12 protein-coding genes are annotated in these 13,528 nt (G+C 65.6%); 9 read left to right on the forward strand and 3 right to left on the reverse strand.

What is annotated here, in order from left to right:
• Positions 1-12 precede the first annotated feature (12 nt).
• From EO174_RS17150 to lpxC, 4 genes are all read left to right on the forward strand, one after another.
• A complete protein-coding gene (locus EO174_RS17150; RefSeq protein ID WP_126946174.1) occupies positions 13-849 on the forward strand; it encodes a cell division protein FtsQ/DivIB in 837 nt (278 codons plus the stop codon).
• Entirely contained in the window at positions 846-2,081 is a 1,236-nt protein-coding gene (gene ftsA / locus EO174_RS17155) for a cell division protein FtsA (RefSeq protein WP_003485272.1), read from the forward strand. The genes EO174_RS17150 and ftsA overlap by 4 nt, the downstream gene beginning before the upstream one ends.
• Before the next feature lie 292 nt (positions 2,082-2,373).
• Positions 2,374-3,618: a cell division protein FtsZ gene (ftsZ, locus tag EO174_RS17160; protein ID WP_115045533.1), complete on the forward strand. Its 1,245-nt coding sequence runs from the start codon at positions 2,374-2,376 to the stop codon at positions 3,616-3,618.
• A gap of 231 nt (positions 3,619-3,849) precedes the next feature.
• Positions 3,850-4,761, forward strand: a complete 912-nt coding sequence (gene lpxC, locus EO174_RS17165) for a UDP-3-O-acyl-N-acetylglucosamine deacetylase (RefSeq protein WP_104584571.1) — start codon at positions 3,850-3,852, stop codon at positions 4,759-4,761.
• Positions 4,762-4,947: 186 nt separating this feature from the next.
• Here the strand turns inward: lpxC and EO174_RS17170 are convergent, their stop codons facing one another.
• The gene (locus EO174_RS17170; RefSeq protein ID WP_104543326.1) at positions 4,948-5,394 is read right to left on the reverse strand and encodes a DUF721 domain-containing protein; all 447 of its coding nucleotides are present in this window, start codon (positions 5,392-5,394) and stop codon (positions 4,948-4,950) included.
• Between EO174_RS17170 and EO174_RS17175 the strand changes: the two genes are divergently transcribed.
• The 5 genes from EO174_RS17175 to EO174_RS17195 all read left to right on the forward strand — a co-directional run bounded on the left by EO174_RS17175 (position 5,395) and on the right by EO174_RS17195 (position 11,672).
• Entirely contained in the window at positions 5,395-6,339 is a 945-nt protein-coding gene (locus EO174_RS17175) for a M23 family metallopeptidase (protein ID WP_126946177.1), read from the forward strand. It abuts the gene before it with no gap.
• A 155-nt stretch (positions 6,340-6,494) separates the two neighbouring features.
• The gene (gene secA / locus EO174_RS17180) at positions 6,495-9,233 is read left to right on the forward strand and encodes a preprotein translocase subunit SecA (protein WP_126946180.1); all 2,739 of its coding nucleotides are present in this window, start codon (positions 6,495-6,497) and stop codon (positions 9,231-9,233) included.
• A gap of 471 nt (positions 9,234-9,704) precedes the next feature.
• Positions 9,705-10,073 (forward strand): VOC family protein, encoded by a 369-nt coding sequence (locus tag EO174_RS17185; protein ID WP_126946183.1) that lies wholly within the window; start codon positions 9,705-9,707, stop codon positions 10,071-10,073.
• 136 nt (positions 10,074-10,209) lie between these two features.
• A complete protein-coding gene (locus EO174_RS17190) occupies positions 10,210-11,157 on the forward strand; it encodes a Nudix family hydrolase (protein ID WP_119129629.1) in 948 nt (315 codons plus the stop codon).
• Positions 11,154-11,672, forward strand: a complete 519-nt coding sequence (locus EO174_RS17195; protein ID WP_119130932.1) for an AAA family ATPase — start codon at positions 11,154-11,156, stop codon at positions 11,670-11,672. The genes EO174_RS17190 and EO174_RS17195 overlap by 4 nt, the downstream gene beginning before the upstream one ends.
• A gap of 118 nt (positions 11,673-11,790) precedes the next feature.
• Here EO174_RS17195 and EO174_RS17200 read toward each other — a convergent pair whose 3' ends face one another.
• Both EO174_RS17200 and metF read right to left on the reverse strand, forming a co-directional pair.
• Positions 11,791-12,387, reverse strand: coding sequence for a hypothetical protein (locus EO174_RS17200; RefSeq protein ID WP_104584619.1), 597 nt, complete (start codon positions 12,385-12,387; stop codon positions 11,791-11,793).
• Between the two features lie 144 nt (positions 12,388-12,531).
• Positions 12,532-13,359: a methylenetetrahydrofolate reductase [NAD(P)H] gene (metF, locus tag EO174_RS17205; protein WP_119129630.1), complete on the reverse strand. Its 828-nt coding sequence runs from the start codon at positions 13,357-13,359 to the stop codon at positions 12,532-12,534.
• Positions 13,360-13,528: the final 169 nt, after the last annotated feature.

A 13,528-nucleotide genomic window follows, 5' to 3' on the forward strand; every position in this document is an offset into this window, starting at 1 on the left:
CGGAGCACACCAATGAACGCCACCCTGCGCATCCTGGCGTGGTTGCTCGCGGTGGCGCTGGTCGCGTTGCCGGTGGTGGCCGTGCTCAATGGCTGGGTCGGTGCCGAGCGCTGGCCGTTGGCGCGGCTGCGGGTGTCGGGCGATTTCAAGCGCGTGCCGGCCGAGCAGTTGCGTGCGGTGGTCCTGCCGTATGCGCGCGCGGGCTTTTTCGCGGTGAAGTTGCAGAACGCGCAGGACGCCATCGCGCGCCTGCCGTGGGTGGAAAGTGCGCAGGTGCGCAAGCGCTGGCCGGACGTGCTGGAAGTGCGCGTCACCGAGCACAAGCCGTTCGCGCGCTGGGGCACCGACCGCATGTTGTCCGAGCAGGGCCGGTTGTTCCGCACCCCGCCGTTGTTGAAGGACTTCAAGCTGCCGCAGCTCGGCGGCCCGGATAGCAAGACCCAGGACGTGGTGGCGCTCTACAACGAGTCGCGCGCGCTGTTCGCGCCGACCGGGCTGGATGTGGAACGTCTGGAAATGGATGCGCGCGGCAGCTGGTCGCTGGGCCTGAGCAACGGCGTGCAGATCGTGATCGGCCGCGACGACGCCCACGCCCGCCTGCAACGCTTCGCCCACGTGCTGCCGCAACTGGCCGACCCGCAACGCCCGATCGCCCGCGCGGACCTGCGCTACACCAACGGCTTCACGGTGGAACGGCGAATGGAGAATGGGGAGTCGGGAATGGGCAAAAAGCCAAAGCCAGTGTCGCCCGCTGCGCCGCACACGCTTGTCCTGAACTCTCCCCGCATCCGTGCACCGCTGTTGACCATTCCCCATTCGCTATTCCCTATTCCCGGCTTTAAGACATGAACCGCAAAGGCGACAAATCCCTCATCGTTGGACTGGACATCGGCACCTCCAAGGTCGTCGCGCTGGTCGGCGAGTACTCGCCCGGCAATCCGATCGAAGTGATCGGCATCGGTTCGCATGAATCGCGCGGTCTCAAGCGCGGCGTGGTGGTGGACATCGAATCCACCGTGCAGTCGATCCAGCGCGCGGTCGAAGAGGCCGAGCTGATGGCCGGCTGCGAGATCCGTTCGGTGTATGCGTCGATTTCCGGCAACCACGTGCAGTGCAAGAACTCGCCCGGCATCGTGCCGATCCGCGACGGCGAAGTGACCTGGAGCGACCTGGAGCGCGTACTGGATGCGGCCAAGGCCGTGGCCATTCCCGCCGACCAGCGCATCCTGCATGCGATCCCGCGCGAATACGTGCTGGACGATTCGCAGGAAGGCATCCGCAATCCGGTCGGCATGACCGGCGTGCGCCTGGAGGTGCACGCGCACCTGGTGGTGTGCGCGCAGTCGGCCGCAGCCAACATCACCAAGTGCGTGCAGAAGTGCGGCCTGCAGGTGGACGACCTGGTACTGTCGTCGCTGGCTTCCAGCGTGGCGGTATTGACCGCCGACGAGCGGGAACTGGGCGTGGTGCTGGTGGATATCGGCGCCGGCACCACCGACCTGGCGGTCTACGTGCAGGGCGCGATCTGCCACACCGCCTCGCTGCCGATCGCTGGCGACCACGTCACCAACGACATCGCGCACATGTTGCGCACGCCGACCCCGGAAGCCGAGCAGATCAAGGTGCGCTACGCCTGCGCGCTGGCGCAGCTGGCTACCGCCGAGGAAAGCATCCAGGTGCCGTCGGTGGGTGATCGCCCGCCGCGCCGCATGCCGCGGCATGCGCTGGCGCAGGCGGTGCAGGGCCGTTACGAGGAAATCTTCGAGATGGTGCAGGCCGAATTGCGCCGCTCCGGTTTCGAGGAAATGGTGCGCGCCGGCATGGTGCTCACCGGTGGCGCCTCGAAGATGGAAGGCGTGGTCGAACTGGCCGAAGAAATGTTGCAGATGCCGGTGCGCGTGGGCATTCCCCAGCACGTCACCGGCCTGGGCGAAGTCGTCGGCAACCCGGTGCACGCCTCCGGCGTGGGCCTGTTGCTGATGGGCAGCCAGATCGAACACCCGCGCCGCCCGTCGATCCCGACCGGACGGGCCGGCAGTTTGTTCAAGAAATTGAAGAATTGGTATCGCGGGGAATTCTGAGGAGCCGGGATTTGGAATTCGGGATTTGGAATTGGCAAGAGCGAAAGAAAAGCAGGGCGGCAGCGAAGATAAGTAGAGAGCGGCGAGCGGGTAGGCGGTAAAATTTTTTGCAGGCATTGCGTCGAGGAGTAGGTGAGGTGAGTCGTAGAACGCATCGCGGATCTACGGCCCCGGCACACGAATCCCGACTTTCAAACAACAACACTCGCCGTGGTGCGGAGTGGGGCAGGGACCAGCGCTGTTGCGACTCCCCAATCCCGACTCCCCAATCCCGGCTCAAGAGGACACTGACATGGCACATTTCGAACTGATTGAAAAAATGGCTCCCAACGCGGTCATCAAGGTCGTTGGCGTGGGCGGCGGCGGCGGCAACGCGGTCGCGCACATGGTCAACACCAATGTCGATGGCGTGGAGTTCATCACCGCCAACACCGACTCGCAGGCGATCAAGAACTGCGGCGCCAAGCTGCAGCTGCAGCTCGGCACCAACGTGACCAAGGGCCTGGGCGCCGGCGCCAATCCGGAAGTCGGCCGTCAGGCCGCGCTGGAAGATCGCGAGCGCATCATGGACGCGCTGCAGGGGGCGGACATGGTGTTCATCACCGCCGGCATGGGCGGCGGCACCGGCACCGGCGCGGCGCCAGTCGTTGCACAGCTGGCCAAGGAAATGGGCATCCTCACCGTTGCCGTGGTCACCAAGCCGTTCCCGTTCGAAGGCCGTCGCCGCATGCAGGTCGCGCTGAAGGGCATCGAGGAACTGAGCCAGCATTGCGACTCGCTGATCACCATCCCCAATGAAAAGCTGATCACCGTGCTCGGCCGCAACGCCACCATGATCCAGGCCTTCCGCGCTGCAAACGACGTGCTGCAGGGCGCCGTGCAGGGCATCGCCGACCTGATCGTGCGTCCGGGCCTGATCAACGTCGACTTCGCCGACGTGCGTACCGTGATGTCGGAAATGGGCCTGGCCATGATGGGTACCGGTTCGGCACGCGGCGACGATCGCGCGCAGGCCGCTGCCGAAGCCGCCATCCAGAACCCGCTGCTGGACGACGTCAACCTGGCCGGTGCCAACGGCATCCTGGTCAACATCACCGCCGGCCCGGACTTCACCATGTCCGAGTTCGACGAGATCGGCCGCACCATCGAGGCGTTCGCCTCGGAAGATGCGACCGTGGTCGTCGGCACCGTGCTTGACCCGGACATGCAGGACGAAGTGCGCGTCACCGTGGTGGCCACTGGCCTGAACCGTGCGGTTGCCCGCCAGACCCAGCGTCCGGACCAGCGCGCGCCGATCAAGCTGGTACGCAACGCCACCACCGGCCAGCCGGAGTTCGGCGATTTCGACACCAGCGGCGGCGATGCGGTGTCCAAGGCCGTCGGCGGCAGCATGGGCCTGGGCCTGCGTCGTCCGAGCAGCGACTCGGTCGGCAGCAGCAGCGGTAGCAACAACGGCGGCGGTTCCGCTGCGCCGGCTGCAGACCTGCCCAACGACTACCTGGATATCCCGGCGTTCCTGCGCCGCCAGGCCGACTGAGGAGCGTCGGCCGCGTCGCTACGGCGGCGCGGTCCGTCCCGCCCGGGGTTCGCCCCGGGGATGCTGTGCCATGTCCTTTCTGCCGGATCGGCCACGATCCGGCAGCTTTTGCAGTTGCGTGACCCGGGAATTACAGTTCCCGTCACGCGCGACTTGTTAAAATTCGGATAATCTCTACGGATTAGACAGCCGGTTCAGCGTCTGTCTGCATTGTTCATCCAGACTTCGCATATGACCCAGCAACGCACTCTCAAGAACACCATTCGCGCCACCGGCGTCGGCCTGCACAGTGGCGACAAGGTGTACATGACGCTGCGACCGGCCCCGGTCGATCATGGCGTGGTGTTCCGGCGTGTGGACCTGGAGCCGATCGTCGAAGTTCCTGCCGATGCCGAACTGGTCACCGAGACCACGCTGTGCACCGGCCTGACCTGCAATGGCGCCAAGATCCAGACTGTCGAGCACCTGATGTCGGCGCTGGCCGGCCTGGGTGTGGACAACGTCATCGTCGAACTGTCCTCGGCCGAGTTGCCGATCATGGACGGTTCGTCCGGCCCGTTCGTGTTCCTGCTGCAATCGGCAGGCATCGTCGAGCAGAACAAGGCCAAGCGCTTCATCCGCATCAAGCAGACGGTGGAAGTGCGCGAGGGCGACAAGGTCGCGCGCTTCGAGCCGTACGAAGGCTACAAACTCGGCTTCACCATCGAATTCAATCACCCGATGATCCCGGCCAAGCAGTCGCGCCAGGAAATCGAGTTCTCCACCTCGGCCTACGTCAAGGAAATCTCGCGCGCCCGGACCTTCGGTTTCATGCGTGATCTCGAGTACATGCGCGAGCGCAATCTGGGCCTGGGCGGGTCGATGGACAATGCCATCGTGCTGGACGAGTTCCGCGTGCTCAACGAGGACGGCCTGCGCTACACCAACGAATTCGTGCGGCACAAGATCCTGGACGCGATCGGCGACCTGTATCTGGCCGGCGGCGCCATCCTGGGCGCCTACGAAGGCTTCAAATCCGGCCACGCGCTCAACAACAAGCTGGTGCGCGCGCTGCTGGCGGATCAGGCCGCCTGGGAATGGGTCAGCTTCCCCGAGGGCAGCGTGCAGCCACCGGTCACCTACGCCAGCCCCGTCTACGCCTGATGTCGGGGAATGCCGTAATCGGCGTTCGAAGTGTGAACTGCGTCGGATTTACGGCCCGTTCTTAACTTTTATTTAAGACTTCTCTAACTCCTGCGCGGCCCAGGCCCGCTAGGATGCGTCGGGTCGTGCGCGGCCTTCGCAACTCTTTCACGCCGCGATGGCCGTCGCGTAACAGGCGGCACCGACTCACCGTTTGGTGGGTGGAACGTCCTGCAGGGAAGCCAGCGCATCGCGCAGACCTCGGTGCGTGGCCTCCGACACAGGACGTGGACGCTCGCGATTCTGCTGCGTTGGGGAATGCAGCGGGGTGGTGGTGGTCTTGATGGTCACTGCGGTGGCCTTCAGTCCGATGGATCGGGCGGCATCCAGTAATTGGGTCTCGGCAAGTCGCAACTTGGCATGCCAGACAGGTGAATCAACCAGAAAAACCAGCTGTTCGTCTCTGACATTGGCCAGCCGGCAACGGGTGGCCAGATGAGGCGGTAACAGGGGGCGCAACTGCCGGTCCAGCGCATCGAGCCACAAGGCGCGGCGCAAGGGGTCGCCAGCCTTTTCACCCAACGCGGCCTCGATGGCAGGTTGTGGGACGGAAGGGTTGCGTGCGTTGGACTTGGGCTTGGACATGACACTCATATGGCGTTGAAGAAAGTTGTAATCAAATCTCGCGAAACCCGGGCGCAACGGTTGGCCCGGCAGTTCCAGGGCTTCGCTGCGGATCGACCGATGGTAGTCCTCGGTGCCGTGCTTGGGCTGGGCATGTTGATCGGCATCGGTGCCAGCACCGCCACCGGCATGGTGACCAATTCCGCGTTGCAGGCCAAGGTTGCCCGGCAGCAGGCCGAGCTGGCCCAGGCGCAGCGCGCCTCGCAGGCGCAGGTCAACGCACTGGCCGCGCGCATGGGCGAGCTGCAGGCGCAGGCCACCCGTCTCAATGCATTGGGCGAGCGGCTGACCGAAATGGGCAAGCTGAAGGACGGCGAGTTCGACTTCGACGCGCCGGTCGGCGTCGGTGGCGGCGATGAGCCGGTCAGCGACATGCCGGTCGAATCGCTCAAGCAGACGCTAGTGCAGGTCGAACAGCAGTTCTCCGCCTCCGGCCAGCAACTGAACGTGCTGGCCACGCTGATGTTCGATCATCAGCTCGAACAGAATTCGGTGCCCTCGCGGATGCCGATCCGCAACACCTACATCACCTCCGGCTTCGGCGGTCGCGCCGATCCGTTCGACGGCGGCTCGGCCTTCCACAAGGGGGTGGACTTCCACGCCAACGTGGGCGACCCGGTGATGTCGGTCGCCGATGGCGTGGTCAGCTACGCCGGCGTGCGCGGCGGCTACGGCAACGTGGTGGAAGTGGACCACGGCAACGGCTACGTGACCCGCTATGCACACAACTCGCGCCTGGTGGTGAAGGTGGGCGATCTGGTCCGCGCCGGCCAGCAGGTGGCCAGGGCCGGATCCAGTGGCCGCTCCACCGGCGCGCACGTGCATTTCGAAGTGTGGGCGGACGGGCGGGTGGTCAATCCGCGCAAGTTCCTCGGCGATACCAATACGCCGGTGGGCCGCCGCGGGCGCGGTTGACGACGGCGCGGGTGGTGCTTGATTCGTGAAGGCCCGCCCCAAGCTACAATAGGGTGTTGCCATCGACAGGGCGCAGTGCGCCCTGTTTCGTTTACGGCGGCCGGGTCTTGGGGACCGGCGTCGGTCAAACCGTTCCTTTTCAACCGGTTTCTTCAATGATCAACAGTCTGCTTACCCGTGTCTTTGGCAGTCGTAACGAACGCCAGCTGCGCCAGCTCAACCGCCTCGTCACCCAGATCAATGCGCTGGAGCCGACGATCGAGAAGCTCTCCGACGCCGAGCTGCAAGCCAAGACCCCGGAGTTCAAGCAGCGACTTGCCGCCGGCGAGTCCCTGGACAAGATTCTTCCCGAAGCCTTTGCGGTGTGCCGCGAGGCCAGCCGCCGCGTGCTCGGCATGCGCCATTACGACGTGCAGCTGATCGGCGGCATGGTGCTGCACCTGGGCAAGATCGCCGAGATGCGCACCGGTGAAGGCAAGACCCTGGTGGCCACGCTGCCGGTGTACCTCAACGCGCTGCAGGGCGAGGGCGTGCATGTGGTCACGGTCAATGACTACCTGGCCCGACGCGACGCCGCGCAGATGGGCAAGTTGTACAACTGGCTGGGCCTGAGCGTGGGCGTGGTGTATCCGGGCATGCCGCACAGCGACAAGCGCGAGGCCTATGGCAGCGACATCACCTACGGCACCAACAACGAGTTCGGCTTCGATTACCTGCGCGACAACATGGCGCTGTCCAGGGCCGACCGCTACCAGCGCAACCTGCATTACGCGATCGTCGACGAAGTCGACTCGATCCTGATCGATGAGGCGCGCACCCCGCTGATCATCTCCGGGCCGGCCGACGAATCGCCGGAGCTGTACATCCGCGTCAACCGCATCGTGCCGCAGCTGACCCGGCAGGAAAGCGAAGAGGGCGAGGGCGATTACTGGATCGACGAGAAGGGCAAGCAGGTGCATCTGTCCGAGGCAGGCATGGGCCACGCCGAAGAATTGCTGATGCAGGCCGGCATTCTCGAGAATGCCGAGGACGGCCTGTATGCCGCGCAGAACCTGAGCGTGGTGCATCACCTCAATGCCGCGCTGCGCGCGCATGCGATCTACCAGCGCGACGTGGACTACATCGTGCGCGATGGCGAAGTGGTCATCGTCGACGAATTCACCGGCCGCACCCTGTCCGGGCGTCGCTGGTCCGACGGCCTGCATCAGGCGGTCGAGGCCAAGGAAGGCGTGCCGGTGCAGCGCGAGAACCAGACGCTGGCCAGCATCACCTTCCAGAACCTGTTCCGCATGTACAAGAAGCTGTCCGGCATGACCGGTACGGCCGACACCGAAGCCTATGAATTCCAGAGCATCTACGGCCTGGAAGTGGTGGTGATCCCGACCAACCGCCCGACCGTGCGCAAGGACCATCCGGACCAGGTGTTCCTCAACCGCAAGGGCAAGTTCAACGCGGTGCTGGCCGATATCGAAGACTGCGCCAAGCGTGGCCAGCCGGTGCTGGTGGGTACCACCTCGATCGAGACCTCGGAGATGCTGTCCGAGCACCTGCGCAAGGCCGGGGTCAAGCACGAAGTGCTCAACGCCAAGCAGCACGAGCGCGAAGCCACCATCGTGGCCAACGCCGGCCAGCCGGGCGCGGTGACCATTGCCACCAACATGGCCGGTCGCGGTACCGACATCGTGCTGGGCGGTTCGCTGGAAACCGAACTGCATGCCATGGGCGAGGACATCAGCGACGAGCAGCGCCTTGCGGCCAAGGCCGAATGGCAGCGTCGTCACGACGCGGTCAAGGCGGCCGGCGGCCTGCACATCATCGGTACCGAGCGGCACGAGTCGCGGCGTATCGACAACCAGCTGCGCGGCCGTGCCGGTCGTCAGGGCGACCCGGGTTCCTCGCGCTTCTACCTGTCGCTGGAAGACAACCTGATGCGCATCTTCGCCTCGGACTGGGTCCAGAAGGCGATGCGCATGATGGGCATGAAGGAAGACGACGTCATCGAAGACCGCCTGGTCAGCCGGCAGATCGAAAAGGCCCAGCGCAAGGTGGAGGCGCACAACTTCGACATCCGCAAGAACCTGCTGGATTTCGACGACGTCAACAACGATCAGCGCAAGGTGATCTACGCCCAGCGCGATGAATTGCTGGATGCCGAATCGGTCAAGGACAACGTCGACGGCATCCGTGGCGATGTGATCTACGACCTGGTCGCGCGCTTCGTGCCGCCCAATTCGGTCGACGAGCAGTGGGACCTGAAGGGGCTGGAAGCCACGCTGGAATCGGAGCTGGGCATGCCGCTGGCGTTGAGCGAGATGGCACGCACGCAGGAAGAACTGGACGCCGAGCAGATTGCGGCCAAGGTGCAGGCGGCGGTGGATGCGCACTTTGCCGAGAAGGAAGTGGCGGTGGGCAGCGACACCATGCGCGCCTTGGAGAAGCACGTGATGCTGACCGTGCTGGACCAGGGCTGGAAGGAGCATCTGGCCAAGATGGATTACCTGCGCCAGGGCATCTATCTGCGCGGGTATGCGCAGAAGCAGCCCAAGCAGGAATACAAGAAGGAAGCCTTCGAGTTGTTCTCCGAGATGCTGGAGAACGTCAAGCGCGAAGTGATCAACCTGCTGGCGCGCGTGCGCATCCGCAGCGAGGAGGAAGTGGCCGAGCTGGAAGAGCAGGAACGCCTGCAGGCGCAGGCGCGGCTGATGGCCTCGCAGTTCCAGCATCAGGACGCCGGCGGCTACGGTGCCGACGAGGAAGTGGAACAGATGCAGGGCGGCAACGCCCCGGTGCCGGTGTCGCAGGTGACCCGCGACGAGCCCAAGGTGGGCCGTAACGATCCATGCCCCTGCGGCAGTGGCAAGAAGTACAAGCACTGCCACGGTCAACTCAGCTGAGCTGAGTTGACCGTGGCGCAGCCCGCCTGGCGGGCTGCACACCAGGCGTCCGCGTCGCGGACGCCTGGTGCACGGTCCTTGCTTCCGATCCCCGCGCCTTTGGCGCGCCCCCTTACCAAGGGGGCTCTGCTGACGGAGGGATTCGTTGGAGCTGCTGATACTCAGGCGTGGAATGTGGGTGGCGGGGTGCAATGACCCCACTGAATCTCACGCTTTTTCCAACTCTCCGCCTAGTCCCTGCCAACGGCTTGGCTTGCGTGGTTGCCAGGCACGGTCTGCAACCCGTGGCATAGACGCCAGGAGCGTTCGACCAGCTCGATGGGCGCTGTCTTGGTGAGCCTGGGCTTGGCGCGGTTCGCCCCACGCTTGTCCATCGCGCGCCGGTGGCAACCATGCCTGCTGCACGCAGGCTTTTCCGCCTGCGACACTGCGGGGCGTATGCTCGATCCACGTCCTGCGGGGGAGTGCGTCATGTCGCAGCTGTCGAGCCAGCAACTGAAGGTGTTCGTGCCTGCGCGCGACTACGCGCTGTCGCAGCGGTTCTATCGCGCGCTGGGCTTCGTGCAGGAGGACGAGGTGGGCAACGTGACCTGCTTCCGGCATGGCACGCATTGCGCATTCCTGCTGCAGGATTTCTACCTGCGCGAGCTGGCCGAGAACCTGATGCTGCACCTGTGGGTGGACGATGCCGACAGCTGGTGGCAGCACGTGCACGATACCGGCCTGGACGCGCAGTTCGCAGTGACCTGCAGCGTGCCGGAAGACCGTCCATGGGGCGCACGCGATTTCACCCTGCACGATCCCAGCGGAGTGCTCTGGCGCATCGGGCATCCGCTGTAGGCCGGGATTGGAGATTCGGGATTCGGGATTGGCAGAAGCACACGTGCTGCGCTTTGACCAATCTCGAATCCCCAATCCCCAATCCCCGCCGCCAAGCGATTGCGCTGAACCGCTCACTCGCGGCACTCTTGTGCCCATGCCCGATTCCCTGAGATCCATCCACGTCGTTGCCGGCGTGATCACCGACGCCCGCGGCCGCATCCTGCTGACCCGCCGCACCGAAACCCGCGACATGCCCGGCCTGTGGGAATTTCCGGGCGGCAAGCGCGAACCCGGCGAAACCTCCGAACAGGCCCTGGTGCGCGAACTCAACGAAGAGCTCGGTATCGAGGCGCAGGTCGGCGAGTGGTTGATGGACGTGCCGCAGCTGTACCCGGACAAGCGGCTGCGCCTGGAAGTGCGCCACATCACCGCCTGGAAGGGCAGCCCGCGCGGCCGCGAAGGCCAGGCAATGACCTGGGTGGCCGCGGACAAGCTGACCCGGTATTCGATGCCGCCGGCCGACGTGCCGGTGGTCGGCGTGCTGCGCCAGCCCGACCGCTATCTGATCACGCCCGAGCCGGACGATGACGCGTTGTGGCTGGAAGGCCTGGAGCGTGCGCTGCAGGACGGCATCACGCGCATCCAGCTACGTGCGCGGCAGGCCGAACCGGCACGCTGGCAGGCCTTGCTGCAACAGGTGCTGCGCCTGCGCGGCCGTACACGCGCGCAGCTGCTGCTCAACCGCGACATCGCACTGGCCGGCGAACTCGGCATCGGCGTGCACCTGGGCGCGGAGCAGTTGGCCAGCCTGCAGGAGCGCCCGTTGCCGGCCGAACAGCCGGTTGCCGCCTCGTGTCATGGGTTGGAGGATCTGCGCCACGCCCAGCGTCTGGGCTGCGATTTCGCGGTGCTGGGGCCGGTGCAGGCGACCGCATCGCATCCGGGTGCGACACCCCTGGGATGGGAGGGGTTCGAACGCTTGCGCGAGCAGGTCTCCTTGCCGATCTACGCACTCGGGGGCATGCAGGTCGACGACCTGCGCGCGGCACGTGCGCATGGCGCGCAGGGCATCGCGGCGATTCGCGCGCTGTGGCCGCAGTGACTGCGCCGTCAGCGACCTTGGTGGTGTTGGGCGGATTGCCCGGTGTCGGCAAGAGTTCCATTGCTCAGGCGCTGCTGACGCACTGCACTGCGTTTTATTTGCGTATCGATACGATCGAGCAGTCACTGCGCGAAAGTGGTGCACTCGCCAACGACGTCGGACCAGCCGGCTACATGACCGCCTATGCGCTTGCCGCGGCCAATCTGCACCAGGGTCACGTGGTGGTCGCCGATTGCGTGAACCCACTGCCGGTCACCCGTGAGGCGTGGCGTGATGTGGCGCGCCGCACACGCAGCCGCCTGTTGGAGATCGAAGTAGTGTGCAGCGATCGCAAGATGCATCGGCAGCGCGTGGAATCGCGGCAGAGCGAGGTGCCCGGATTGCGCATGCCGGATTGGTCCTCCGTGCTCGCGCATGACTACGTGGCGTGGACCGAGCCGCATTGGATGATCGACAGCGCCGCGCTGAATCCGCAGCAGGCGGCTAGGCAGATCATGGACCGGCTCGCCGCGTAGCCTGCGGGCCTCACCTCCTGAGGCATGGGGTCCAACGGACTCTCGGAGCCGATACGCTCTACCGACGCAGGTACTTCGCCACTGCAATCCGCCGGCGTCCGTCAAGACGGGCGTTGCGCTAGAACGTCACCCAGAAGCAGTTGTACTGCCGACGCAGCCGCAATACGCTGCGCGCGGGTGTGCCGCTGGCGAGATTCTGCTCCAGGCGCAGGCCCCAGGGGCGTGGGCGGCCCGGGGGTGCCGGGAGTGGGGTGTCGGTCGCACTGCCGTCCAGTGATGGAGCCGCCGCCGACGTGTTCGCATCGGCTTGCCAGGTCGGCGGATCGCGTTGCGGGTACATCGGGACGATATCCAGCAACGGACGTTGCACGATGGCTTCCAGCCGGCTCAGTACCTGGCTGGCGGCCGCGTCGGACTGGCCGCTCCACAGGTACAGGCTGGAGAGTCGGTTGACGTCGCGGCTGTCCACCGCCAGTTGCAGCAACGACACCAGTTCGCTCAGCCGGCGCGGGCAGCCGTAGCCAGACAGGCCGGTAGTGCCCTGCGTGCGCGTGGCCGGCGGCGGGCGCGCCGCGGCGCCGACATCTTCGCAGCGGCGGTCGGTGAACATGGTCTGCCCGTCCGCTGTCACGCAGCGGCGGATCTCCTGCGCCTGCCCGCGCATGGCCGGGCAAAGGCAGGACAGCAGCAGCAACGGCAGCAGGAGGCGGGGCATCGACGCAGCGTAACGGGCCGTGCGTGAGCCGGCGCGCAACGCGCCGAGACCGCGGTAGCCTGTACGGCGCTTGCGCATCACGCGCGTCTGCCGGTGTCGTGCCCGCACAGACAGCCAGCAACGGCATGGCATCGCTGGCGTGGCTCAGCGCCCGAGCAGCTGCAGCACCTGCGTGGTCGGCTTGGCCAGGTTGAGCGTGTAGAAGTGCAGCGCAGGCGCGCCACCGGCGATCAGGCGCTCGCAGACGGTGGCCACCACTTCCGCACCGAAGGCGCGCACCGCCTCGGCATCGTCGCCGAAGGACTGCATCTTCTTGCCGATCCAGCGCGGAATTTCCGCGCCGCATTGCTCGGAAAAACGCCGCAGCTGCGAGAAATTGGAGATCGGCATGATGCCGGGGATGATCGGGATCTCCACGCCCATGCGCTGCACCGCGTCGCGGAAATGAAAGTACGCATCGGCGTTGTAGAAATACTGGGTGATTGCGGCATCGGCGCCGGCATCCACCTTGGCCTTGAAGTAACGCAGATCGCTCAGTGCGTCGGTCGCCTGCGGATGGGTTTCCGGATACGCACCGACCTCGATCCGGAACGCATCGCCATGCTCGGCGCGGATGAAGGCGATCAGGTCTGAGGCATAGCGCAGGTCGCCCGGATGGCCCATGCCCGAGGGCAGGTCGCCGCGCAGGGCGACGATGCGGGTGCAGCCGATCGCGCGATACAGCTTGAGCAGCTCGCGGATCTCCTGGCGGCTGCCGCCGACGCAGGACAGGTGCGGGGCGGCCTCGAAACCGTGCTTCTGCTTGAGGTGGCGCACCGTCTCGGAGGTGTAGCTGAGCGTGGAGCCGCCGGCGCCGAAGGTGCAGGAGACGTACTCCGGCGCGTAGCCCTTCAACCTGGCCGCCGTGCGGTCCAGCTGTGCGCGCTGGTCGTCGGTCTTGGGCGGGTAGAACTCGAAACTGAGAGGCGTCATCGCGGCGGGTCCGGCGGATCGTGCTGGCATAATATCGCTTCATCGCGATGAATGCATATTTGGTTGTGGGTGTCCTGGATGCGGCTGCCTCGGGGGAACTCGTGCATGCCTGCGCAATGTGCGACAGGGTTGGGGCCGCTTCGGGCGCCAGTCTCGGGGTGCGGCGTAC

The sequence above is a fragment of the Xanthomonas sp. BRIP62418 genome (assembly GCF_003993495.1).
Classification (GTDB): domain Bacteria; phylum Pseudomonadota; class Gammaproteobacteria; order Xanthomonadales; family Xanthomonadaceae; genus Xanthomonas; species Xanthomonas euroxanthea.

Coding starts and splice junctions, on each gene's coding strand:
- EO174_RS17185 (WP_126946183.1), top strand. CDS start 9,705: ATGTCGCAGCTGTCGAGCCAGCAACTGAAGGTGTTCGTGCCTGCGCGC.
- EO174_RS17175 (WP_126946177.1), top strand. CDS start 5,395: ATGGCGTTGAAGAAAGTTGTAATCAAATCTCGCGAAACCCGGGCGCAA.
- metF (WP_119129630.1), bottom strand. CDS start 13,359: ATGACGCCTCTCAGTTTCGAGTTCTACCCGCCCAAGACCGACGACCAG.
- ftsZ (WP_115045533.1), top strand. CDS start 2,374: ATGGCACATTTCGAACTGATTGAAAAAATGGCTCCCAACGCGGTCATC.
- ftsA (WP_003485272.1), top strand. CDS start 846: ATGAACCGCAAAGGCGACAAATCCCTCATCGTTGGACTGGACATCGGC.
- EO174_RS17200 (WP_104584619.1), bottom strand. CDS start 12,387: ATGCCCCGCCTCCTGCTGCCGTTGCTGCTGCTGTCCTGCCTTTGCCCG.
- lpxC (WP_104584571.1), top strand. CDS start 3,850: ATGACCCAGCAACGCACTCTCAAGAACACCATTCGCGCCACCGGCGTC.
- EO174_RS17170 (WP_104543326.1), bottom strand. CDS start 5,394: ATGAGTGTCATGTCCAAGCCCAAGTCCAACGCACGCAACCCTTCCGTC.
- EO174_RS17190 (WP_119129629.1), top strand. CDS start 10,210: ATGCCCGATTCCCTGAGATCCATCCACGTCGTTGCCGGCGTGATCACC.
- EO174_RS17150 (WP_126946174.1), top strand. CDS start 13: ATGAACGCCACCCTGCGCATCCTGGCGTGGTTGCTCGCGGTGGCGCTG.
- secA (WP_126946180.1), top strand. CDS start 6,495: ATGATCAACAGTCTGCTTACCCGTGTCTTTGGCAGTCGTAACGAACGC.